The 21,724-nt window shown below is 73.3% G+C and carries 22 protein-coding genes; 9 read left to right on the top strand and 13 right to left on the bottom strand.

Annotation, left to right across the window (positions count from 1 at the left end; all coding sequences use genetic code 11):
- Positions 1 to 5 precede the first annotated feature (5 nt).
- From HUT10_RS13290 to HUT10_RS13275, 4 genes are all read left to right on the top strand, one after another.
- Positions 6 to 1,016 (top strand): glycosyltransferase family 2 protein, encoded by a 1,011-nt coding sequence (locus tag HUT10_RS13290; protein ID WP_217709600.1) that lies wholly within the window; start codon positions 6 to 8, stop codon positions 1,014 to 1,016.
- Positions 1,013 to 2,140, top strand: coding sequence for an endonuclease/exonuclease/phosphatase family protein (locus HUT10_RS13285; protein ID WP_176171491.1), 1,128 nt, complete (start codon positions 1,013 to 1,015; stop codon positions 2,138 to 2,140). Before HUT10_RS13290 ends, HUT10_RS13285 begins: the two co-directional genes overlap by 4 nt.
- Positions 2,137 to 3,075 carry a lysylphosphatidylglycerol synthase domain-containing protein gene (locus tag HUT10_RS13280; RefSeq protein ID WP_176171490.1) on the top strand — a complete coding sequence of 313 codons (939 nt, stop codon included), beginning with the start codon at positions 2,137 to 2,139 and terminating at the stop codon, positions 3,073 to 3,075. Before HUT10_RS13285 ends, HUT10_RS13280 begins: the two co-directional genes overlap by 4 nt.
- Before the next feature lie 319 nt (positions 3,076 to 3,394).
- Positions 3,395 to 4,192 (top strand): AfsR/SARP family transcriptional regulator, encoded by a 798-nt coding sequence (locus tag HUT10_RS13275; RefSeq protein WP_176171489.1) that lies wholly within the window; start codon positions 3,395 to 3,397, stop codon positions 4,190 to 4,192.
- 41 nt (positions 4,193 to 4,233) lie between these two features.
- Here HUT10_RS13275 and HUT10_RS13270 read toward each other — a convergent pair whose 3' ends face one another.
- The 3 genes from HUT10_RS13270 to HUT10_RS13260 form a co-directional block, all read right to left on the bottom strand.
- Positions 4,234 to 4,398, bottom strand: a complete 165-nt coding sequence (locus HUT10_RS13270) for a hypothetical protein (RefSeq protein ID WP_176171488.1) — start codon at positions 4,396 to 4,398, stop codon at positions 4,234 to 4,236.
- A 117-nt stretch (positions 4,399 to 4,515) separates the two neighbouring features.
- Entirely contained in the window at positions 4,516 to 5,142 is a 627-nt protein-coding gene (locus HUT10_RS13265) for a response regulator transcription factor (RefSeq protein WP_176171487.1), read from the bottom strand.
- Positions 5,139 to 6,194: a sensor histidine kinase gene (locus tag HUT10_RS13260; RefSeq protein WP_176171486.1), complete on the bottom strand. Its 1,056-nt coding sequence runs from the start codon at positions 6,192 to 6,194 to the stop codon at positions 5,139 to 5,141. Before HUT10_RS13260 ends, HUT10_RS13265 begins: the two co-directional genes overlap by 4 nt.
- Positions 6,195 to 6,349: 155 nt before the next feature.
- On the opposite strand from HUT10_RS13260, the gene HUT10_RS13255 reads away from it, so the two are divergent.
- Complete coding sequence (locus tag HUT10_RS13255; protein WP_176171485.1) at positions 6,350 to 6,922, top strand: hypothetical protein; 573 nt, start codon at positions 6,350 to 6,352, stop codon at positions 6,920 to 6,922.
- On the opposite strand, the gene HUT10_RS13250 is transcribed toward HUT10_RS13255, so the two are convergent.
- From HUT10_RS13250 to HUT10_RS13240, 4 genes are all read right to left on the bottom strand, one after another.
- Positions 6,892 to 7,878 carry a methyltransferase gene (locus HUT10_RS13250; RefSeq protein WP_176171484.1) on the bottom strand — a complete coding sequence of 329 codons (987 nt, stop codon included), beginning with the start codon at positions 7,876 to 7,878 and terminating at the stop codon, positions 6,892 to 6,894. The two genes, HUT10_RS13255 and HUT10_RS13250, sit on opposite strands and share 31 nt — an antisense overlap.
- Positions 7,879 to 7,930: 52 nt before the next feature.
- Positions 7,931 to 8,029 (bottom strand): three-helix bundle dimerization domain-containing protein, encoded by a 99-nt coding sequence (locus tag HUT10_RS52200; RefSeq protein ID WP_368660829.1) that lies wholly within the window; start codon positions 8,027 to 8,029, stop codon positions 7,931 to 7,933.
- A 187-nt stretch (positions 8,030 to 8,216) separates the two neighbouring features.
- Positions 8,217 to 8,429: a three-helix bundle dimerization domain-containing protein gene (locus tag HUT10_RS13245; RefSeq protein ID WP_176171483.1), complete on the bottom strand. Its 213-nt coding sequence runs from the start codon at positions 8,427 to 8,429 to the stop codon at positions 8,217 to 8,219.
- Between the two features lie 83 nt (positions 8,430 to 8,512).
- Entirely contained in the window at positions 8,513 to 8,926 is a 414-nt protein-coding gene (locus HUT10_RS13240; RefSeq protein WP_176171482.1) for a hypothetical protein, read from the bottom strand.
- A gap of 219 nt (positions 8,927 to 9,145) precedes the next feature.
- On the opposite strand from HUT10_RS13240, the gene HUT10_RS13235 reads away from it, so the two are divergent.
- Positions 9,146 to 9,436: a hypothetical protein gene (locus HUT10_RS13235; protein WP_176171481.1), complete on the top strand. Its 291-nt coding sequence runs from the start codon at positions 9,146 to 9,148 to the stop codon at positions 9,434 to 9,436.
- Positions 9,437 to 9,459: 23 nt separating this feature from the next.
- Here HUT10_RS13235 and HUT10_RS13230 read toward each other — a convergent pair whose 3' ends face one another.
- The 4 genes from HUT10_RS13230 to HUT10_RS13220 form a co-directional block, all read right to left on the bottom strand.
- Positions 9,460 to 9,726 carry a DUF6510 family protein gene (locus HUT10_RS13230; RefSeq protein WP_176171480.1) on the bottom strand — a complete coding sequence of 89 codons (267 nt, stop codon included), beginning with the start codon at positions 9,724 to 9,726 and terminating at the stop codon, positions 9,460 to 9,462.
- A gap of 1 nt (position 9,727) precedes the next feature.
- Complete coding sequence (locus HUT10_RS49975) at positions 9,728 to 10,450, bottom strand: ferredoxin reductase (RefSeq protein WP_217709599.1); 723 nt, start codon at positions 10,448 to 10,450, stop codon at positions 9,728 to 9,730.
- Positions 10,420 to 11,016, bottom strand: coding sequence for a sulfite oxidase-like oxidoreductase (locus HUT10_RS49970; protein WP_217709598.1), 597 nt, complete (start codon positions 11,014 to 11,016; stop codon positions 10,420 to 10,422). The genes HUT10_RS49975 and HUT10_RS49970 overlap by 31 nt, the downstream gene beginning before the upstream one ends.
- Before the next feature lie 111 nt (positions 11,017 to 11,127).
- Positions 11,128 to 14,538, bottom strand: a complete 3,411-nt coding sequence (locus tag HUT10_RS13220; protein WP_176171479.1) for a S8 family serine peptidase — start codon at positions 14,536 to 14,538, stop codon at positions 11,128 to 11,130.
- Between the two features lie 172 nt (positions 14,539 to 14,710).
- Between HUT10_RS13220 and HUT10_RS13215 the strand changes: the two genes are divergently transcribed.
- A complete protein-coding gene (locus HUT10_RS13215; protein ID WP_176171478.1) occupies positions 14,711 to 15,679 on the top strand; it encodes a LuxR family transcriptional regulator in 969 nt (322 codons plus the stop codon).
- A gap of 28 nt (positions 15,680 to 15,707) precedes the next feature.
- Here HUT10_RS13215 and HUT10_RS13210 read toward each other — a convergent pair whose 3' ends face one another.
- Positions 15,708 to 16,385 carry a class I SAM-dependent methyltransferase gene (locus HUT10_RS13210; protein WP_217709597.1) on the bottom strand — a complete coding sequence of 226 codons (678 nt, stop codon included), beginning with the start codon at positions 16,383 to 16,385 and terminating at the stop codon, positions 15,708 to 15,710.
- Between the two features lie 46 nt (positions 16,386 to 16,431).
- Between HUT10_RS13210 and HUT10_RS13205 the strand changes: the two genes are divergently transcribed.
- Positions 16,432 to 16,851, top strand: coding sequence for a MarR family winged helix-turn-helix transcriptional regulator (locus HUT10_RS13205; protein WP_176171476.1), 420 nt, complete (start codon positions 16,432 to 16,434; stop codon positions 16,849 to 16,851).
- 96 nt (positions 16,852 to 16,947) lie between these two features.
- Positions 16,948 to 20,607 (top strand): S8 family serine peptidase, encoded by a 3,660-nt coding sequence (locus HUT10_RS13200; RefSeq protein ID WP_217709596.1) that lies wholly within the window; start codon positions 16,948 to 16,950, stop codon positions 20,605 to 20,607.
- On the opposite strand, the gene HUT10_RS13195 is transcribed toward HUT10_RS13200, so the two are convergent.
- Complete coding sequence (locus HUT10_RS13195) at positions 20,600 to 21,631, bottom strand: LuxR family transcriptional regulator (RefSeq protein ID WP_176171474.1); 1,032 nt, start codon at positions 21,629 to 21,631, stop codon at positions 20,600 to 20,602. The two genes, HUT10_RS13200 and HUT10_RS13195, sit on opposite strands and share 8 nt — an antisense overlap.
- Positions 21,632 to 21,724 lie beyond the last annotated feature (93 nt).

Here is a 21,724-nt window from a genome sequence, read left to right as displayed (position 1 = left end):
AACCCATGATCGAGCGGACCCCACTGGTATCGGTGATCATCCCCAACTACAACTACGCCCGTTCCCTGCGCCTGTGCCTGGAAGCGCTGGCCGGCCAGACCTACCCGCGCCTGGAGGTGATCGTCGTCGACGACGGCAGCACCGACGACTCGGTCGCGGTGGCGCGGTCCCTCGGCGCCGAGGTCGTCCGAACGCCGGTCAACATGGGCTGCGCCGGCGCCCGGAACGTCGGCGCGGAAGCCGCGACCGGCGAGGTGTTCTTCTTCCTCGACTCCGACGTCGGCCTCGCGCCGGACGCGGTCGCCAACGCGGTCACCCTGCTGCGCGCCGACGAGCGCGTGGGCGCGGTGTGCGGCATCTACGACGCCGACCCGCTGATCGACGACGGGCCCGTCGAGCGCTACCGCAGCCTGCAGCTGCACTACGTCCAGGTCGCGTGCGAGGGCCCGATCTCCGGGATCTACCCGGCGATGATGGCCATGCGCGCCGAGGTGTTCGCCGCGGTCGGGCCGTTCAACGCGAAGCTGCGGCACACCGAGGACGCCGACTACGGCGCCCGGCTGGGCCGGGACTACGAACTCCGGCTCACCTCCGCGGTGCGCGGCCGGCACGACCACGACGACAAGCTGAAGGTGTTGCTGAGCAAGGTGTTCACCCGGTCGCTGCTGCGGGTGCCGCTGTTCGCCGGCGGTCAGAAGCTCGGCAAGGGGCCGGAATCGCCGGCCCGCGCGGCCGGCAGCCTGGCCGCGCTGGGCGCGGTGCTGACCCTGCCGCTGCCCGTGCTCGCCGGACCACTGTGGACGGTGGTGCCGGCCGGCCTGCTGCTCGGCTCGGTCGCCGCCGACGGCGCGATGTACCGGTTCGCCGCGCGCCGCCGCGGCCTCGGGTTCGGGCTCTTCTTCGTCGGCACCAACCTGGTCTCCAACGTCGCCATCGCGGCCGGGGTGCTGACCGGCGCGGCGCAGTGGGTGCTGTCCCCGCGGTTCCGGCGGCTCTACGACGAGGTCCCGGCATGACGGCGGAGACGCTCGAGGAACCGGAGCGGTTGCTGCCGCGGCAGGTCCGGTGGTGCGCCGGCACCCGGGTGCTCGTCGGGCTCGCCGCGGCCTGGCTGCTGTTCACCGTGGCCTACGTCCTGTTCACCGGCGACCTGTGGGTGTGGCTGCTGCCCGGTCTCCTCCCGCCGCTGGCCTTCCTGGCCGGCCCGGTGCTGGTCGCGCTCGCCCTCGCGGTGCCGCGCCTGCTGCGGCGGCGGGTGCCGAAGACGGCGTTCCGGCTGGTGCTGGTGCTGGCCGCGGCCGCGCTGGTGACGGGCGCCGGGCGCAGCGGGATCAACGTGGCGGCGCTGGGCGGTGGCGGGGACGCGGCCCCGGCGGGTGCACCCGCCGTCGTCGCCTGGAACACCGAGTACTGGGACCAGACCGACGACCCGGACCGGTTCTACGCCTACCTGCACGCCCACCCGGCCGACATCTACCTGCTGCAGGAGTACGTCGACCAGGTCGGCTCCGACGGCGCCCGGGACGCCGGCGACCTGACCCGGCTGCGCGCGGAGTTCCCGGGCTACCACATCGTGGCCCGCGGCGAGCTGCTGACGTTGTCGCGCTACCCGGTGCTCGCGCAGCCACGGGTGGGCCCGGACCGCGGCCTGCCCGACGGGGTCCCGTACGACGAGGTGTTCGAGAGCGCGAAGGTGCTGCGGACCGACCTGCAGGTGGGCCGAGCGGCCCTGAGCGTCTACAACGTCCACCTGCCGGTGCAGGTCGACGTCACCCGGAACCCGCTGAGCCACGGCTTCTACAGCTACGTCCACGCGCGGGACGGCCTGCGCAAGGCCCAGCTGGCCGGGCTCGCCGAGGACGTCGCCGCGAACCCGAACCCGCTGCTCGTCGCGGGTGACTTCAACACCAGCCCGGCCATGGGCGACCTCGACGGCCTGCGCGGCACGCTCGTGGACGCGGGCCGGGCGAGCTCGTCGCTCTACCCGGGGTCCTGGCCGGCGTCCGCCCCGCTGTGGCGGCTGGACTGGACGCTGACCACGCCGGGTGTGCGGGTGCACGACTACGGGTTCGACGACCCGGCCGGGCTGTCCGACCACGACCTGCAGCGGACCCGGATCTCGCTGGCCGGTGGGCGGTGACCCGGCGCGGGCTGTTCGCCGTGGTGCGGGCCGGCTGCTACGCCGCGGTGCTGGGGTTACTGGGGTACCAGCTGGTCACCCACCGCGGCGACGTCGTCCCCGTGGTGACGTCGCTGGGCTGGGGCCGGTTCGCCGCCGCGGTCGCGATCGCGGCGGCGGGCGGGTGGCTCGGCATGCTGGGCTGGCGGGCGCTGCTCACGGCGTCCGGCTGCCGGCTGGCGACACCGGTCGCGGCGAAGGTGTACTTCGTCGCCGGGCTGGGCCGCTACCTGCCCGGCGGCCTGTGGCCGGCCGTCGCGCACGCCGATCTCGCGCGCCGGCTGCGCGAGCCGCCCGGCCTGCTGGCGAGTGCGTTCCTGGCCAGCGTGCTCGTCTCCACGGTTGCCGGCCTGGCGGTCGGTGCGGTGGCGGTGCCCGCGCTGGCCGCGGTCCAGCCCGCGTGGTGGGTGGTCGTGCCGCTGCTGGTGGCCGGCCTGCTGGTGATCGGCACCCCGCCGCTGACCCGGCTGGTGGCCGCGATCGTGCGGCGGCGCACGGGCAAGGACGTGCCGCTGCCCGGGCCGCGCGCGGTCTTCGGCGCGCTGGGCCTGATGGCGGCCGGGTGGCTGCTCGCCGGGCTGCACCTGGTGGTGCTCACGCACGGGCTGCCGACGGGCGGCCTGCCGGGCGCGGCGGTGCTCGCCGGCGGGTTCGCGCTGGCGTCGGTCGCCGGCGTGCTGGTGGTCGTGCTGCCGGCCGGGCTCGGCGCCCGGGAAGCCGTGCTGGGACTGGCGTTGACCGCCGCGCTCGCCGGGCCGCCGGTGCCGGCGGTCGTGGCCGTCGTCGCGATGAGCCGGCTCGTGGTGACCGCCGCGGACCTGCTCGCCGCCGGGGCCGCGGCGTTCGTGCGCCTGGCCCCGGAGCCGGTGGGCGTGACGCCGTCCGCGGCCGAGTGACGCCGGCGGGCGGAACCCCCGCCCGCCGGTAAGCCCACCTCCGTCACCCTCGGCACCGATCGGTCGAATCCGCGTCGAAACCGGGTCGCCGCCACGAGATCCGCCGGACGGCCCGGCCGGTGGCGCATTTTTCGCGGATTTCGACTGGTTGGTCATTTTCGATTAATCGCGAATGGTGGGTACCGGACGGTGTACAATACGAACTCGGGGGTCGGTGACGGGCGGGCGGACCGGAGCAAGGGTTCCGGCGTTTCCGCAGTGCGCCCGAAAGTCGCTTCCGCATTCGTTCTGAAAAACATTTTCCTGCGAAGGAGAAAGCATGGGGGACCGCACCACCATCACGATCCTGGGCAACTTGTCCATCCGCGGGCGACATCGCACCGAGGCCGCGCCCAGCGCGCCCAAGGAGCGCGAAGTGCTCGCGCTCCTGCTGTTCAACTACGCCCGCGTCGTGCCGGTGCACCAGCTGATCGACGAGCTGTGGCCGTCCGAACCGCCCCGGCGGGCGCGGACCGCGCTGCAGACCTACATCCTCAACCTGCGCCGCCGGCTCGCCGACGGCCTGCGCCTGCCGCCCGCGCACGTGCGGAACGAAGTGCTGGTGACGCGCAGCGAGGGCTACCGGTTCCAGCTCGAGGACAGCGTTTTCGACCTCCACGAGTACCTGAACCTGTCGGCCGCGGGCGAACGCGCGGCCGCCGCCGGGGACGACGTCCCAGCGGTGGACCTGTTGCGGCGCGCGGAAAAGCTGTGGACCGGCCCGGTGCTGCCGGACATCGATCTGGGGCTGCCGCTGAAATCGGAGATCACCCGGCTGGAGCAGCGCCGGGTGGCGGCCAGGGAGCTCCGCATCGAGAGCGAGCTGCGCCTCGGCCGGCACCGGGAACTGGTCAGCGAGCTGTCGATGCTCGTGCACCAGCACCCGTACCACGAACGCTTCCACGAGTACCTGATGTTCTCGCTGCACCGCGTGGACCGCCGGGTGGAGGCCCTGGAAGTCTTCGAGCGCCTGCGGCACGCGCTGACCAGCGAGCTGGGGTTGCAGCCGTCCGAGCGGGTGCAGAACCTGCGCCGCGGCATCCTCGCCTCGGACGAGGTCGCGCTGGCCCTGACCTGACGTTCGCGCCCGGCCGGCGCTGGCGCCGGCCGGGCGGGGGGTCAGGCCGGTTCGTCCCGCGGGTCGCCGGTCGCCTTGGCGAGCACGAGCAGGAAGGCCGTGGCCACCGCGAGATCGATGGTGAGCCCGACGACGTCGATCTTCGGGCGCCCGCCGAACCTGCGCCGGCGCGTCACCGATACCGTGGATTTCCGATCGTCGTTCATGGTGCCTCCCGTTTCGCCGTGGCCGGGAATGACGTTACGGGTGCTGCTACGCATTGTCCTCAGGCAAAAAACGGTGATTTCCGGCCGCGTTTCTCAGACCAGAGACTGAGGCGGTGTTCAGATCAGGCCGCGGTCCCGGGCGTAGATCGCCGCCTGGGTGCGGTCGCGGAGACCGAGTCTCGCCAGGATCCGGGAAATGTGGTTCTTCACGGTTCCCTCGCTCAGGTACAACCTCGTCGCGATCTCACGGTTCGTCGCCCCGGTCGCGACCATGCGCAGCACCTCCGTCTCCCGGCTCGTCAACACCTCCGCGGACGCCGGGTGCGCCGACAGCGCCGCGGCCACGTGGCGGGCCGCCGTGTCGTCGAGCTGGGTGACGCCCGCGTGGGCCAGGCGGACCGATTCCGCCAGCTCCGCGGCCGGCAGGTCCTTCAGCAGGTAGCCGGCCGCCCCAGCCCGGAGGGCCTGCACCACGTACTCCTCGTCGTCGAACGTCGTCAGCATCACCACGCGGCAGTCCGGCGCGCGGCGGCGCAGCACCGCCACCGCGTCGACGCCGTCCATCTCCGGCATCCGCACGTCCATCAGCACCACGTCCGGGCCGAGCGCCAGGGTCCGCTCGATCGCCTCGCGGCCGGTGGCCGCCGTGCCGACCACCGCGATCCCCGGCTGGATGCCCAGCAGGGACGCGATGCCCTCGCGGACCAGCCGCTGGTCGTCGACCACCAGCACCCGCACGCTCACGGCACGGTCACCGTGACCCGGGTGCCCGCGCCCGGCTCGCTGTCGACCGACACCGTGCCACCGACGAGCGCGGCGCGTTCCCGCAGGCCCAGCAGGCCGTACCCGGACCGGGCCGCGCCGGGGTCGAAGCCGCGGCCGTTGTCGGTGACGACCAGGCGGGTGGCGGCGCCGAACGTGACCGACACCCGCACGTGGTCGGCCCGGCCGTGCCGGCGGGCGTTCGTGACCGCCTCCTGCGCGGCCCGGTGGAGCGTGGTGACCGTCGCCGGGCCGAGGTCGGGTTCCTCGCCGTGCACGTCGAGCGGCACGCCCAGCTCACCCAGCACGGCGGCCAGGGAACGGCCGCCGCCGCGCAGCGTGCCCACCGACGTCCGGACGTCCTCCAGCGCGTACCCCACCGACCGGCGGGCGTCGGCCAGCGCCTGGCCGGCGACGCCGGAGTCCCGGCCGGCGAACGCGGCCGCCTTCTCCAGCTGGATGGAGACCGCGGTCAGGTGGTGGCCGAGGCTGTCGTGGATGTCGCGGGCCAGCCGGTTGCGTTCGGCCGCGGCGGACAGCTCCGCGACCCGCGACGCCGCCCGCCGCTCCCGGACGGCGACGTCGGCCATCGCCAGGGCCAGCACCAGGCCGGTGGCGAACATGAGCACGTCGGACACGGACTCGGTGTCCCGGTACCAGCCGGGCACCCACACGGCGAACCCGCCGACGAGCACCGCCAGGCAGAGCCCGCCGAGCACCAGCCCGGCCGGACGCCCGAACGTCAGGTACGCGGCGAACGGCACCAGCACGAACAGCGCCCGCGCCAACCCGGACCCGTCGAGCGCGGCCACGGCGAAGAACAACACCAGCCGCGCGGCGAGGAACGCGGCGGGCCACCGGGCCACCCGCCGCTCGACGGCGTCCAGCGCGAACAACGCCCCGATCCCGGCGACGAAGCCGGCGAGCCGGACCCCGTTCGCCGGGCCGAGGCCGGCGACCGCGGAGTACACCCCGGCGAGCAGCACGATCCCGTACACGGCACCGGAAACCCACGGCACGATCCGCGTCACCATCACCCGAGCCTACGGCCGTTCGCCGCCGTCCGGAGGCAAGTGTGGCCGGACGGCACGTGCCGTCCGGCCACGCGGACCCGGCCCGGCCGGCACTTCCGGCGGGCCGCCGCGGTTCGTAGCGTTCGCGGAAACTGTTGCCTGCCAAGGAGATTCCCATGCTGACCCCACTGGGTGCCGGGTGCGGGGTGCTCGCCGGCCTCGCCATCGCCGTTCCCGGCCTGATCGAGGCGTTCACCGGTGAGACCGCGCCGACGAGCTTCGTGCTCGGGCTGTCACCGGCGTTCGCCGTCCCGCTGCTGACCGTGCTCCACCTCCGGCAGGCCACCGCGGCCGGCGCGTTCGGTGCGGTGGCCTACACGGTGAACGCCGTCGGCCTCGGCCTGTTCGGCGGCGCGGCCTTCACCCTGAACCTGGCGTTGTTCTTCCTCGACGACGCGGTGACGAAGGAGCTGCTGCGCGGCCCGGCCGCGGTGGCGCTGCAGGGCAGCGCGCTGGTCTTCGCCGCGGGCGCGGTGCTGTTCGGGGTGGCCATGCTGCGTGCCGGGAGCCACCCCCGCGTCCCGGCGGTGGCCTACCTCGTCGCGCTGCCCGTGCTGGCCGTCGCGGCCCGGCTGCCGGACACCCCGCTCACCAGCCTCGTGCACGTCGTGGCCGGGGGGTCACTGGTGTGGCTGTCGCTCGGCGTCACGCGGGCCCGTCAGGACGCGACCGTGAACTCCAGTGCGTAGCGGCCGTTCGTCACCGGGACCGCGCCGCGCAGGGCGAGCTCGCACGCGGCGGCCAGCTCGGTCAATTCCTCGACGGTGCGTTCCCGGCTGCCGAAGCACATCAGCATGAACAGGTCGATCGCGGTGTCGGCCCCGTGTCCCCGCACCGGCTCGATCAGGACGACGGACGCGTCCGCCGCCGCGGCCCGGCGGCAGCCGGCCAGGATTTCGCGGGCGTGCTCGTCGTCCCAGTCGTGCAGGATGTCGGAGAGCAGGTAGGCGTCGGCGCCGGTGGGCAGCGGGTCGAAGAAGCTGCCGGGCACCGCGCTCGCCCGGTCGCCGAACCCGTCGGCCGCCAACCGCGCGGCGGCGGCCGCGGCCGTCGGCGGCAGGTCGAGGATCCGGCCGCGGACGCCGGGGTGCGCTCGCAGGATTTCGCGCAGCAGCGGCCCGTCACCGCCGCCCACGTCGACGATGTCGCGGAAGCGGCCCCAGTCGAAGTTGCGGGCGATCAGCGGGGCCTGCTCCCGGAACCGCCAGTTCATCTGGGCGTCGAACGAGGTCCGCAGCTTCGGGTCGGCGTCGAGGTCGGCCCAGAACTCGCGACCGTACCGGCGCGGGTAGCCGGGAGCGCCGTCGGTGACCACGGAGAGCAGCTCGACGAAGGCCAGCTCGGCGCGGCCCCCGGCATAGGTGATGTCGAGCAGCGGCCGGATCCCTTCGGGGGCGTCCTCCCGCAGCTGGGCGCCGAGTGCGGTCGGGCGGTAGCGATCCGCGTCCCGTGCGAAGACCCCGGCGGTGACGAGGTGGTCCAGCAGCCGGGCCAGCGCCGCGGCGGACGTCCCGGTCAGGGTGGCGAGCTCCGCCGCCGTGGCGCCGTCCGGGCCGGCGTGGTCGGCCAGGCGGAGGGTCGCGGCCACCCGCACGGCCATCGGGGTGGCCAGATCGGCCAGGGGCATGATCGACCGGGCGTCCATTCCCCCGAGCCTAGCGAGTCACCGGCGCGGTCCCCGGCGCCTTTCGCGATTCTCAGGTCGTCAGCGCGCTCCGGACCGCCCGTTCGACCAGGATCGGCACGAAGGCGTGGATCCGGGCGCCGGCGAGCCGGGCCCGTTCCCGGTCGACCAGTGCGGCGAAGGGCTTGATCAGCTCCGGGGGCGGCGAGCCGAGGCCGGCACGGACCGGCGCCGCCGTCGCTCCGCTCCCGCACGATCGGCCCCTACACCGCCGAAGTCGGCATTCGCCCGGCGATCGACGGACCGCGGCGGCGCTGCTCGGCTTCGTCCAGCTCGATCGCTGACCGAGGTGGCCCGCGTCAAACAGTCGTCAGCGCGCTCCGGACCGCCCGTTCGACCAGGATCGGCACGAAGGCGTGGATCCGGGCGCCGGCGAACCGGGCTCGTTCCCGGTCGACCAGTGCGTGCAGGCGGCTGCGGGTGACGTTCGTGTAGTCCCGGCCCAAGCGGTCCTCGAGCTGGGCGAGGTGGGTGTCGAGCTGCTCCGAGGCCATGGTGTCCAACGTGCTCATCGCTCACCTTCCGGTCGGTGTCGTGGGAACTACATGCCCCAGGAGACGACCGGGAGGTGAACCCGAGGTGAACAAGAGAAGCCTCAGCGGCGGCCGGGGCCCGCGCGGTAGGCGGCGACCCTGATCCGCAGGCCGCGCAGGTGGACCAGGTCGATGGCGAACGTCGACGCCGTCCGGTACCCGGCGGCGGGCTCCTCCGTCCGGCAGGGACCGGCGAAGTAGACGAACTCGTCGTCCGGGTCGTACCGCGGCTCCGACCAGACCGCGGCCTCACCGGCCGCGCGGTCGCCGCGGCGGGTGCGGGCCAGCCAGTACACCGGCAGCTTCAGCACCTCGCCCAGCGCCTTGTCCAGCGCGGCGAGGTCGGCCTCGGCGACGGCGAGCCCGCGGCCGCTCCACACCCGGGGCGCCCAGTCGCCGTCCGTGGCGTGGGTGAACGCCGCGGTGTCGCCGGACGCGGTGATCGTCCAGTCGGCCACGGTGGTGAGGGTCGGCATGGCGGCTCCCTGTGGTCGAGGCCCCCAGGCTCCAGCACACCGTAGTGGATCATTTCGGCACGGTGGTACCACTGGCCGCACGCGGGTGCCGGGCGCCCGGCCGGTGCCCGCCGAAGAGCCTGGTCGGCGGCGGCGCGTCGGACGCGAGTCAGCCCTTTTGTTCATCCGATATTCATTCAGGGATCACCGGAAGCGGGTTGGTGTGCCAGGCTGGGCAGCGTGCACCCCGAACAGGACTTCGTGCCCCGGTCCGTGGCCGAGCTCGCCGCCGATCCGGCGTGGACGGTCACCCGCACCGGCACGACCGGGCAGTGGCTGACCGCCGAACGGGTCGTCGAGCGCGACGGCTACCGCCGGCTCATCGGGCTGACCCCGATCCGGCCCGGCACGGTGGCCCTCATGCTGTGGGCCGACGGCGAGGTCGTCGAGCACGTCCGCGGCACCGAAGCCGAGCTCTGCGCGACCGCGCACCGCTGGGCCGCCGAGCTGCCGGCCGGCGAACGGGCCTGAAGAGCCCGGGGCACCGGGCCCCGTCAGTCCACTGTGATCAGCCGCAACGTGGCGATCCCGCGCATGTCGAGCGTGGTGCCCGCCGGGGCCTCGGCGTACCGGAGCAGGACCTGGTCGCAGCCGGGGCACCGGGCGACGTACCCCATCGGCGCGCCGTACACGTGGGCCGCGGCGAGCGGGCCGGATCGGCCGCAGCCCGCGCACACCGCGACCGCCGCCGTCACCTCGGCGGTGAACACGCTGCTCAGCGGCCCGGCCAGGACGTTGCCGTCGAGGTGGTCGTCGGTCATCTCACCCTCCGAAGCGTTCGGCGCGCACGCGGGCCGGGTCGTGGCCGGCGTCGATCAGCAGGCCCGTGACCGTCTCGACGAACGACGTCGGCCCGCACACGTAACAGGTCGGTTCGTCCCCGGCGGGCAGCCCGTACGCCGCCAGGTCCGCCGCGTCGATCCGGTGCGGCGCACGCTCGACGCCGTCCGGCGCCTCCCGCGTGTACAGCACGGTCGCCTCCGGACCGTCCAGCTCGCCGGCGAAGTAGACGTCCGAAGGGGTCCGGACCGAGTAGAGCAGCCGGAACGGCGGGCTCGTCGCCGAGCGGGCGCGCAGCATCGCCATCAGCGGGGCGACGCCCGAGCCGCCGCCGATCAGCAGCACCGGGCCGGGCTGCTCCGGCCGCCAGACGAACCAGCCGCCGAGCGGGCCGAGCAGCTCGACGACGTCCCCGACCTCGATGTCGCGCACGAGGTACGGCGAGACTTCGCCGCCCGGGACCAGCTGCACGGTCAGTTCGACGAATTCGCCGTCGGCGGGGGCGGACAGCGAGTAGCTGCGCTGCGCGGTGTAGCCGTCCTCGGCCGTGAGCCGGAGGTCGGCGTGCTGCCCGGCGAGGTGGCCCGGCCACCCCGGCACGGCGAACCGCAGGGTGCGCGCGGTGGCCGTCTCGTCGCGGATTCCGACGAGCCGGGCGGTCAGCCGGCGGTGGCCTAGTCGCCGTCGTAGCGCTGTTCCCGCCACGGGTCTCCGTAGTTGTGGTAGCCGAGCTCTTCCCAGAACCCGGGCTGGTCGTCGAGCATCAGCTGCAGCCCGCTGATCCACTTGGCGGACTTCCAGAAGTACAGGTGCGGCACGAGCAGCCGGACCGGCCCGCCGTGCACCGGCTCCAAGGGCTCGCCCTCGAATTCGAAGGCGAGCCACGCCTTGCCGTCGAGCACGTCCTCCAGCGGCAGGTTCGTGGTGTAGCCGCCGTGGCTGTGCGCCAGCACGTAGTCCGCGGCGGTTTCGACGTCCTCCAAAAGGACGTCGAGCGACACGCCGCGCCACGTCGTGCCGAGCTTCGACCAGCGGGTGACGCAGTGGATGTCGACGGTCGGCTCCTCGGCGGGCAGCGCCATCAGCTCGGCCCAGGTCCAGGCATGCCGTTCGCCGCTCTCGGCGGTGACCGTGAACGACCAGTCGCTCGTGGACACCGGCGGGGTCGGCCCGGCCGAGAGGACGGGGAAGTCCTCGGTGAGGTACTGCCCCGGCGGCAGGGCGGCGTCCTGCTCGCGACGCCCGTGGAACGCCCGGCTGAAGACGGCCACACATCCCCCTTTCGTCGGGCGCTCAATCTAACCCACCCACCGGGTCGAACGGGACCCACACGTTCGTGCGATCCCGGCTGGGAGGGCGCACCACCCTCCCGGCCGGGTCGCTCAGCGGCGCACGGTCACCGAACCGGTCAGCGGGCCGAGCCGCACGGTGTGCGTGCCGCGGGCCAGGTTCGGCAGCTCGAACGTGACGCAGGCGGTCTGGCCCGGCCACACCGGGACCGGCCGTTCGGCGGCGACCACGCCGTCGACCCACAGCACCGCCTGGTACTCGCCGGCCTTTTCGCCGACGTCCTTCACCGACGCGGTGACCCGGGCGGGCGACCACCCGTGGCCTTCGCCGGTGCGGAGGTCGGCCACGGCGAAGCGCGGCGAGGGTCCGGGAGCCCGGTCTCGGACGAAGATGTCCGAGCGCCCGTTCGTGTCGTCCTCGACGAGGTTCGTCGCCTCGCTTTCGAACGCCACGTACTTGCCGTCGGTGCTGATGGACGGGAAGTCGCTGTAGGCATCGCCTTCCTGACCGCCGAGCGCGCCGGACACCTTGTCCGTCTTCGCCGTGCGCAGGTCGCGCACGAAGACGTCGGACGCGGCGTCGCCGTCGCCGGGCACGAGGTTGCCGGCGAAGCTGAAGAACGCGACCGCGGTCCCGTCGCCGCTGATCCTCGGGCTCGCCGTGTAGGAATCGGCCCCGCCGGTCCCGGTGGCCGCCTGTGACACCAGGGTGTTCGCGTGCGTCTGCCGGTCGTAGACGTAGACCTGCGATGGCCCGTCGGCCGGGCTGATGACGTAGGCCACCTTCCGGCCGTCCGCGCTGAGCGACGGCTGCGTCGCCTCCGCCCCGCCCGGGGCCGGGATCGCCTCCGTGGTCCCGGTCCGCCGGTCGCGGACGAACACGTCGCGGTGGCCGTTGCCGGCACCGGGCACGAGGTTCTCCGCGCCGCTTTCGAAGGCGACGAACCGGCCGTCGCCGCTGACGCTCGGCTCGAGCGAGTCGCCGTCGGCCGGGGCGCCGCCGGCGCCTGCCGAGACGAGCTCGGTGGTCCCGGCCACCCGGTCACGCAGGAAGATGTCCTGCTTGCCGTTCGTGTCGCCCGGCACCAGGTTCGTGGCCTGGCTGAGGAAGACCGCGTACCGCCCGTCGGTGCCGAACACCGGCTGCCCGGACAGCCCGTCGGCCTGCTTTCCGCTGGAGGACACCGAAATGAGCTCGGTCCTGCCGGTCCGGCGGTCGCGGGCGAACGAGTCGGGGATCCCGTTGGTGTCGCCCGGCACCAGGTTCGCCGCGCCGCTGAGGAAGCCGACGTACCGCCCGTCCGGGCTGATGGTCGGGCTGATCGACCAGGCGTCGGCGCCGGTGCCGTCCGGGGCCGACGAGATCCGCTCGATCGTCCCGGTGCGCCCGTCCCGCGCGAAGACGTCCATGTCGTCGTTGGTGTCGCCGGGCGCGAGCTCGCCGGACGCGCTGGCGAACGCGATCACGCCGCCGTCACCGCTCATGGCCGGCCAGAAGGTGTGGGCCTGGATCTGCCCGCCGTCCCGGGTGATCGAGACCCGCTGCGTCGCGGGCGGCCGCGGGAGCGCGAAGTCGGCCGCGGCGGGCCGGTGCCCGCTCACGACGACCTGCCGCGGGGCCGTGGCCGAGATGCCCGCCGCCGAGGCGGTCACCCCGTAGGTGCCCTCGGGCACGTCCTGGACGGTGTAGCGGCCGTTGCCGTCCGAGACGGCGGTGAGCTCGTCGAGCACGTCGAGCACCCGGACCGTCGCACCGGGCACCGTCGAACCGGTCGGCCCGTAGGTGACGCGGCCGCTGATGGTGCCCCGCGGGGTCGGTTTCAGCGTGACGCGCAGTGCCGTCTGCTTCCCGGTGGTCACCACGGCCCGCACCCGCTCGTCGCGGTAGCCGAACCGGGACAGCGTGAGGTCGTAGGTGCCGGCGGGCACCCGGATCTTGAAGTGCCCCTCGGCGTCAGCGGTGTAGGACCGGCCGGTGGACGCGACCGTGATCGTGGTCTTCGCCAAGGGCTTCCCGGACGCGGTGACCGTGCCGGTGATGCCGCTCGCGAGCCGCGCTTCGGCGACGGCGGCGGCCGCGTCGATCCGGCCCGCGCCGAAGCGGGTGTTCGGCCGCGCGCCGTAGCGGTTGTCGAAGAACGACGTGCCGGTGAGGATTTCGAGGGTTTCGTCCGGGGTCAGCTTCGGGTTCGCCTGCAGCATCAGCGCGACCGTGCCCGAGACGTGCGGGGTCGCCATCGACGTGCCGCTCAGCAGCCCGTACTCGCCGCCGGGCAGCGAGGACAGCACGTCCACGCCCGGCGCGGACAGGTCGGGCACGACGTAGCTGTCCGGCCAGCTCGCCGGGGCGTCCACCCAGTCCTTCTTCCGCACGACGCCACCGCACGAGAAGTCCGGCACGTTGTCGCCGTCGTCCGTCGCGCCGACGCCGGTCGACTCGAAGACGTTGCCGGGCGCCGCCGAACCGCCGGGGACGCAGTCGTTGCCGATGGCGAAGGCGGGGAACGCGCCCGCGAGGTGGATGTTGCGGGCGGGCTCGACCATTTCGCTGCTGTAGCCCTCTTCACCGAGCGACATGCTCACGACGTTCGCGGGCTTGCCCGCCGGCTTGCCGTCGGCGTCGTACGGCGCGATCGCCCACTGCATGCCGGCGATCACCTGCGCCAGCGTGCCGGAGCCGCCCGGGATGACGAGGCCGGCCATCAGGTCCGCGCCCGGGGCGACGCCGATCTGCGTGCCCGAGCTGTGGCCGCCCGCGATGGTGCCCGCCACGTGCGTGCCGTGGTAGGAGCTGTCGTGGGGCGTGGAGTGCACCGGTGAGCCGTCGGCGGCGAACTCCAGCCAGCCACCGGGGTGCTCCGGGTTCGCCGGGTCGGCGCTCACCAGCTTGCCCGCGAGGTCGGGGTGGGCGGTGTCGATGCCGGTGTCGAGGATGGCCACCCGCACCCCGGCGCCGGTGGTGCCGCCGGCCTGGACCCGGTCGGCGCCGATCTTCGACACGCCCCACGCGACGGCCGCGTCCGCCTGGGCCTTGGCCTGCTTGCGCTGCGGCTCGGTGGGCGTCTTCAGCGTGAAGTTGGGGATGACGCGGTCGACCAGCGGCAGCGCGGCCACCGCGTCCAGGGTGGCCGGGGTGGCCCGGACGAGCACCATGTTCTTGAGCCAGAACGTGTTCACCACCTGGTCGCGGCGGGCGCCGACCAGGTCGGTGACCGGGGCCTGCATGGCCTTCGCCGAGTCGGTGAGCGTCCGGCGCGCCGCGTCCGGCGAGGACGGTGCGAGGCCCCGGTCCTTCAGCACGACGACCGCCTCGAACCGCGTGCCCGGACCGGACCGGGCACCGGCGATCCGGTCGAGCAGTTCCTTGGCGATCTTGTGGTGCGCGGCGGCAGGCGCGTCCGGTGCGGCGGCGGCCGTCGCCGGCAGGGCGCCGAGTGACCCGGCGGCGACGAGCACCGCCAGGGCCAACCGGCGGCCGCGGGTCCGCGAGGCGGACAGGGACATGGGGGAACTCCTTCGCTCCGTCAGGTTCCGGCGGACATGCGAGACGGCGCGCCCCGAGTGAGGTTGCGCGCCGTCGACGTCCAAACGGTGCATGAGTGATCAACGCGTGACAAGCTCACCGAGGCGGCGAATTCCCGCCAGGTGGCGGAAACCCGACAGGGGAGGTGGGGCGGTGCTGGAGCCGATCGGGCTCGGTGACGCGGAGGAGGCGATCTACGACGCGCTGGTCCGGCGCACCCGGGCGACGGCGGCCGAACTCGCCGAGGACGCCCACCGTTCGCTGCCGGTGACCCGGCGCGTGGTGCGGACACTCGTCGGGCTGGGCCTGGCGACGCAGGCGGCCGGGCGGCCGACGCGTTACGTCGTCGTCCCGCCGGACCGGGCGATCGAGGCGGTGCTGCGCGAACGCGAGGCCGCGCTGCGCGACACGCGCCGCCACATCGGCACGCTGATGGAGATGTACCGCGCGAGCACGCGGTTCGCGCACCCCGGCGAGCTGGTCGAGGTGATCACCGGGCGGGACGAGGTCAACGAGCGCTGGGGCCGGATGCAGCAGGACATCCGGGTGCAGATGCGCGGGTTCGACCGGCCGCCGTACGCCGCGCCCCGCGGGGCCTCGGACTCGAACGAGGTCGAGCTGGGCCTGCTGGGACGCGGGGTGAAGTGCCGGGTGGTCTACGACAAGAGCGCGGTCGAGCTGCCCGGGCGCATCCACGACATCGAGCTCGGGATGCGCCACGGCGAGCAGGCCAGGATCGACGCCGACGTCCCGATGAAGCTGGCGATCGCCGACGACCGGCTCGCGATCATCCCGCTGATGCGCCCCGGCGACCCCGCGCTCACCGCGTCCTACCTCATCCACCCGTCACCGCTGCTGGACGCGCTGATCGCGTTGTTCGAGGCGGTGTGGACGCGCAGCGTGCCGGTGCGGCTCGGCCCGGCCGAGCCGGGCGAGCTGTCCGCGGAGGAGGCGAAACTGCTGATGCTGCTGGCTTCCGGCGCGACCGACAAGGCCGCCGGGCGGGCGCTGGGCTGGAGCGAGCGGACCGTCCAGCGGCACGTCACCAAGCTGATGACCCGGGTCGGGGCGCAGACGCGGTTCCAGATCGCGAGGGAAGCCACCCGGCGCGGCTGGATCTGAGGACCGGTTCGAGCACGGCGTGGTGAAGTCAGGACAGGTGCGCCGACAGCAGCCAGGCGGGGACCGACTTGCGGCCGTTGCCCTCGTCCCGCACGTCGCTACCGGCGAAGCCCGCGAAGTCCGGGAAGTTGTCGGGGACTTCGGCGTGGATGCGGGCCGGCCGGATCTCGTCGATCGTCCAGTACGCGCCCACCACCTCCCGCAGTTCCGCCGCGGAGACCGGGTTGACCTTGTCCGATGGCACGGTCGCGCTGTCGAAGACCAGCACGAAGTAGGACGCGCCGGGCGCCGCCGCGCGCACGATCGATTCCTGGTAGCCGTGGCGCAGCTCGACCGGCATCGAGTGGAACAGGGTGCTGTCGACGATCGTGCCGAACCGGCTGTCGTAGCCGGTGAACGTGCTGATGTCGGCGACCTCGAAGCGGGCGTTCGGCACGCGGCGCCGGGCCGCCTCCGCCCGCGCGAGCTCGATCGCGGTCAGCGACAGGTCCAGACCGACCGTCGTGAAGCCCCGCTCGGCGAGGTGGAGCGAGGTCGCGCCCTCGCCGCAGCCGGCGTCGAGGACTTCGCCGTGGAAGAGGCCGGCGTCGATGAGCGCGGCGATCTCGGGTTGTGGTTCGCCGAGGCTCCACGGCGGCCGCAGGCCCGGCCCCATCTCGGGAGCCTGGCCGCGGTAGGCGGAGTCGAACAAGGAGGGGTTCGTCATGCACCCCAGAGTGTCAACCAGGTTGATACATGTCAACATGGTTGACATGGACAGCTTCCGCGACGAGCCGCTCGGCTACCTGCTGCACCGGGTCACCGCCGCCCTGCGCGCCGAGGTGGCCGCCACCGTGCTCGGACCCGCGGACCTGGCCGCGCCCGCGTACGTCTGCCTGCGGATGCTGGCGCAGTCGCCGAAGTCCAACGCCGAGCTGGCCCGCGAGGCCCAGGTGTCGCCGCAGGCGATGAACAAGGTCGTGCGCGAGCTGCAGGAGCGCGGCCTGGTGACGCGACCGGCCACGGTGTCGTCCGGCAGGTCGCTGCCCGCCTCGCTGACGCGCGAGGGCGTGGCCGTGCTCGCGCGCCTCGACCCGGCGGTGGCCGAGGCCGAAGACCGGGTCCTTTCCGGGCTCGGCGACCACGATCGGCGCGAGCTCCGGCGGCTCCTCGTGGCGGCGTTCCCCCGCTGACGAAGATGCGACGTGTCGTGATTCGGACGCGCCCGCCCTAGTGACGGATCACGGCGCCGGGGCGAGCCTGGTGCGATGCACTGGAGATCATCTGTAGTGGTCGTGGCCTGCGTCGGCACCCTCGCCGCGGGCACCGCCGGAGTCGCGAACGCGACGCCCGGCCCGCACGCGGCAGCGTCCGCCGCGGGTACCGAACGCCATTCGGTCACCCTGCTCACCGGGGACGTCGTCCAGGTCGAACGGCAGCCCGGCGGCAAGCAGGCCGCCACCGTCCAGCCCGCGCCGGGCCGGGAGAAGATCCGGTTCCACCAGCAGGAGGTCGACGGCCACCTCAGCGTCTTCCCCGAGGACGTCACCCCGCGGCTGGCCTCGAAGCAGGTCGACCGGACCCTCTTCGACGTCACCGAGCTGATCGCCGAGGGCTACGCCGACGAGCAGTCGGCGAGCCTGCCGCTGATCCTCACCTACGGCAAGGGCACCGACCTCCGGAAAACCACCGCGAACGCCGACCTCGGCGCGACGCTGAGCAGCGTCAACGGCCGGTCCGCGCGCGCCCGCAAGGCCACCGCCACCGCGTTCTGGGCCTCGTCCGGGAACATCGAGCGGATCTCCCTGGACCGCAAGGTCCGCGTCTCCCTCGACCGCAGCGTCCCGCAGATCGGCGCCCCCGAGGCGTGGGCCGCGGGCTACGACGGCACCGGCACCACGGTCGCGGTGCTCGACACCGGCTACGACCCCACCCACCCCGACCTGGCCGGGCGGGTGAGCGAGGCGGTCAACTTCACGACCAGCCCCGACACGACCGACCACTTCGGTCACGGCACGCACGTCGCCTCGACGATCGCGGGTTCCGGCGCCGCTTCGGGCGGCAGGCTCAAGGGTGCCGCGCCGGGCGCGAAACTGCTCGTCGGCAAGGTGCTCGACGACGACGGCTTCGGCTACGAGTCCTGGGTCCTCGCCGGGATGGAGTGGGCCGCGCACTCGGGCGCCAAGGCGGTCAACATGAGCCTCGGCGGCGGCCCGACCGACGGCACCGACGCGCTCAGCGTCGGCCTCAACGCGCTCAGCGAGCAGACCGGAACGCTCTTCGTGGTGGCCGCGGGCAACGACGGTGACCAGGGCGCCTACACGGTCGGCTCGCCGGGCACCGCCGAAGCGGCGCTGACCGTCGGCGCGGTCGGCCGTGACGAGAAACTGGCGTCGTTCTCCAGCCGCGGCCCGCGCCTGGGCGACAACGCCGTCAAGCCGGACATCACCGCGCCCGGCGTCGGCATCGTCGCCGCCCGCGCCGCGGGAACCGCCATGGGCGACGTCGTCGACGACCACTACACCGCCGCCTCCGGCACGTCGATGGCCACGCCGCACGTCGCCGGCGCCGCGGCGATCCTCGCCCAGCAGCACCCCGACTGGACGGGCAGGCAGCTGAAGGACGCGTTGGCCAGCACGTCCCTCACCGCGACCGGGCTCTCGGTGTTCGAGCAGGGCGGCGGCCGGGTCGACGTGGCCCGCGCGGTCAAGCAGAAGGTCTTCGGGACCGGCACGCTCGACCTCGGCGCGGTCGAGAACGGCAAGGCGCCGGTGGCCAAGCAGGTCACCTACACCAACGCCGGAACCACCCCGGTTTCGCTGAAGCTCGCGCTCGACGCCAAGTCCCTCGCCGGTGTCCCCGCCGCCGACGGCATCCGGGTCGACAAATCCACTGTGGACGTTCCGGCCGGCGGGCGGGCGACCGTCACGGTCACCGGCGACCCGGCGAAACTGGCGGCGGGCACCTACAGCGGACGGCTCACCGCGACGGCCGGCGGCGTGGTCGTGCACACCGCGCTCGGCGCGGACAAGACCGCGCCGAAGCACAAGGTCACCCTCACCGCGCTCGACCTGCAGGGCAAGCCGACCGTGGCGCCGTGGCTGCTGATGTACGGCGAGGACTACCGCTTCGACGTCAACACCTGGCTGGGCGGCGAAAGCCTGACGGTCGAGCTCGGCGACGGCGTGTACTACCTGACCGCCGAGGTCGACGGGACCCGGGACGGCCTCACCGTCTCCCAGGTCGTCCTGCCGGAGCTGCGGATCAGCAGCGACACGACCGTGGTGCTGGACGCCCGCAAGGCGGTGAAGGTGGACATCCAGACCCCGCAACCGTCCGAACAGGCCGGGATCTGGAGCTACTACACCTACCGGGAACTCGGTCCGCGCCGGATCGCGAACTACGCCATGCAGTTCGACTACACCCGCGAACTCCGCGTCACCCCGACCCCGAAGGTGACCACCGGCGCCTTCGAGTTCGGGTCCCGCTGGTCGCGGATCGCGCCGCCGTTGACGGTGAACGTCCTGGGCGGCCGGGACGCGTTGACGAACCGCTACCTCGCCGGCTCGCCCAAACTGGACGGCTGGCGGCTGCTGCAGGCCGTCTCCGCGGGGCGCGGCAAGCCGGCGGACTTCAAGAACGTGCGGGGGAAGGCCGCGATCGTCGACCCGGACCCGGCGGACTACAACCGCGACGAGGTCGCCCGCGCGGCCGCGGACGCCGGGGCGGCGATCGTCTTCATCGTCGTGCCGGACGGCTGGGGCACCGCCTCGGTTCCGTCGATCAGCGCGGCGCCGTTCCTCAGGATCCCGACCGTCCAGCTCGACCGGGACGAGGGGCTCGCGCTGCTCGAGAAGATCAAGCGGTTCCCGGTTTTCCTGAGCCTGCAAGGGGTCGCGGTCAGCCCGTACCTCTACGACGTGGTGCAGACCGAGCGCGACCGGATCCCGGACAAGCCCGTCCACCGGGTCACCGCGGCGAACACCGCGACCGTCACCACCCACTACCGCCAGACCGGCAGCGGCGGGGAGGCCAAGGAACAGCGGTTCGCCTGGAAGCCGTGGCAGGACTTCGCCGTCAACGAGTACCAGCGGTACGTGACGACGCCGTCGACGCGGGTGGAGTACGTCAGCTCCGGGGACGTCCTGTGGCAGCACCGGGTCAAGCACGGCCTGATCTGGGACGAGATGTCCCCGCTCCAGGGCGGCATGACCGCGGCGCCGCGCACGTACACGGGCAAGGAGAACATCACCGAGGACTGGTTCGCGCCGGTCGTCCGGCCGGCCATCCCGCGGGGCGTGCCGGGCGCGGAGTCGACCCGCGAAGGGGACAAGCTGCAGATCCGGATCCCGGAGTTCGTCGACAGCGAGGCCGGGCACTACGGCTTCAACGAAGGCGACGACCAAGCCGGGCCGGCCGTCACGTCGGCGAAGCTGTTCCGCGACGGCAAGCTCGTGTCGGAGCAGCCGTACGCGTTCGGCACGTTCCCGGCCGGCGCGGACCCGGCGACCTACCGGCTCGACCTGTCGGTGCGCCGTGACTCGCCGGAGTGGCTGTTCGGCACCAGCACGCAGACGTCGTGGACGTTCCGCTCGGCCCGGTCGGCGTCCCCGGCGCTGCTCCCGCTGCTGCAGCTGGACTACGCGGTCGACGCGGACGCCGGCAACCGGCTCCCGGCGGGCCGCAAGGCCAGGATCGGCTTGAGCGCCCGGTTCCAGGACGGGATGGCCGCGCCGGACGTGCGCTCGGTGAAGGCCTGGGCGTCCTACGACGACGGCAAGACCTGGCGCGCGGTCGACGTCAAGCGCACCGGGAAGTCCTACGAGGCCACGATCGACCACCCGTCGCTCCGTGCCACGAACTCCTACGTCGCGTTGCGGGTGCAGGCCACCGACAGCGCGGGCAACGCCGTCGACCAGACGGTGCTGCGGGCGTACGGGCTCAGCTAGCGGCGGCGTCGCTCAAGGGCTCCGGGTGCCTCCCGCTTCGCGGCAGGAGGTATCCGGGGCTCGGCTCGTCCAGCCAGCCGAGCTTGCTGGCCTGCCAGGCCAGCTGCATCCGGGTGCGCGCGTTCACCCGGCGCATGAGGTCCTGCAGGCGCCGCTGGACGGTCCGGTAGCTGACGTTGAGCTGGGTGGCGATCGACTTGTCGCTGACCCCGCCGATGAGCAGGGACAGCAGCCGCCGTTCGTCGGGGTCGAGGTGCGGCGTGGGCGCGGTGTCCCCGATCCGCAGCGGTGACGCGCGTTCCCAGTAGACCTCGAACAACGCGACCAGCGCGGAGAGCAGGCTGCTCTCCCGGACGAGCGCGGCGGTGGGCTCGCCGGTGCTGTCGTGGCTGACCAGCGGGCACAGCGCCACCGAGCGGTCGGAGATGGCCAGGCGCACGGGAAGCTTGGAGATCGAGCGGGCGATCTCGCCGCCTTCGATCCCTTCCAGGACGTTGACGATCCGGCCGGGTTCTTCGAGCAGGCCGGTCTCGTAGATGACGCGGTACTGCACACCGCGGGCCTGGGCCAGCGCCTCCTCGACGTTCTCCGATGCCGCCATCGCGACGTTGCCCTCCAGGCAGAACCAGAGTGACTCCTCGCGCGCGCTGCGCTGGATGGCGAGCGCCTGCCGCCGGATCGCGTCGACCCCGGTGATGACCTCGACGAGCTGCGCGGAGTCCCGCCGCCGGGCGCTGCCGCGGTACTCCTCGGCGAGCTGGGACACGGCGGCCCTGGCGGCTTCGAGCTTCTCCTGGCCGTCGACCAGCAGCGGCCCGAGGGAGACGTCCGGCGGAGCGGACACGAAGTGCCCGTCGGCCCGGTTGACGAGCCCCTTCGCCAGCAGGACGTCCAGGATGGGTTCGACGTCACCACGGCGCACGCCGCTCCGGGCGGCGATCTCGTCGGGCGCGGTCCGGTACCCGCCGACGATGACCCGGTAGACCCGTTCTTCGTCGGGCGTCATGCCCAGCGCTTCCAGCACAGTGCCTCCAGCCCCGCGGCCAGCGGGTTTCCACCGGTGTCGACAACTCGTGGACAACGTACAACGCGCCCGTCGGGCGGCGGGCCGGTGAGG

The sequence above is a fragment of the Amycolatopsis sp. Hca4 genome (genome assembly GCF_013364075.1).
Taxonomy (GTDB): Bacteria; Actinomycetota; Actinomycetes; order Mycobacteriales; family Pseudonocardiaceae; genus Amycolatopsis.
This window is presented reverse-complemented; position numbering and strand designations above follow the sequence as displayed.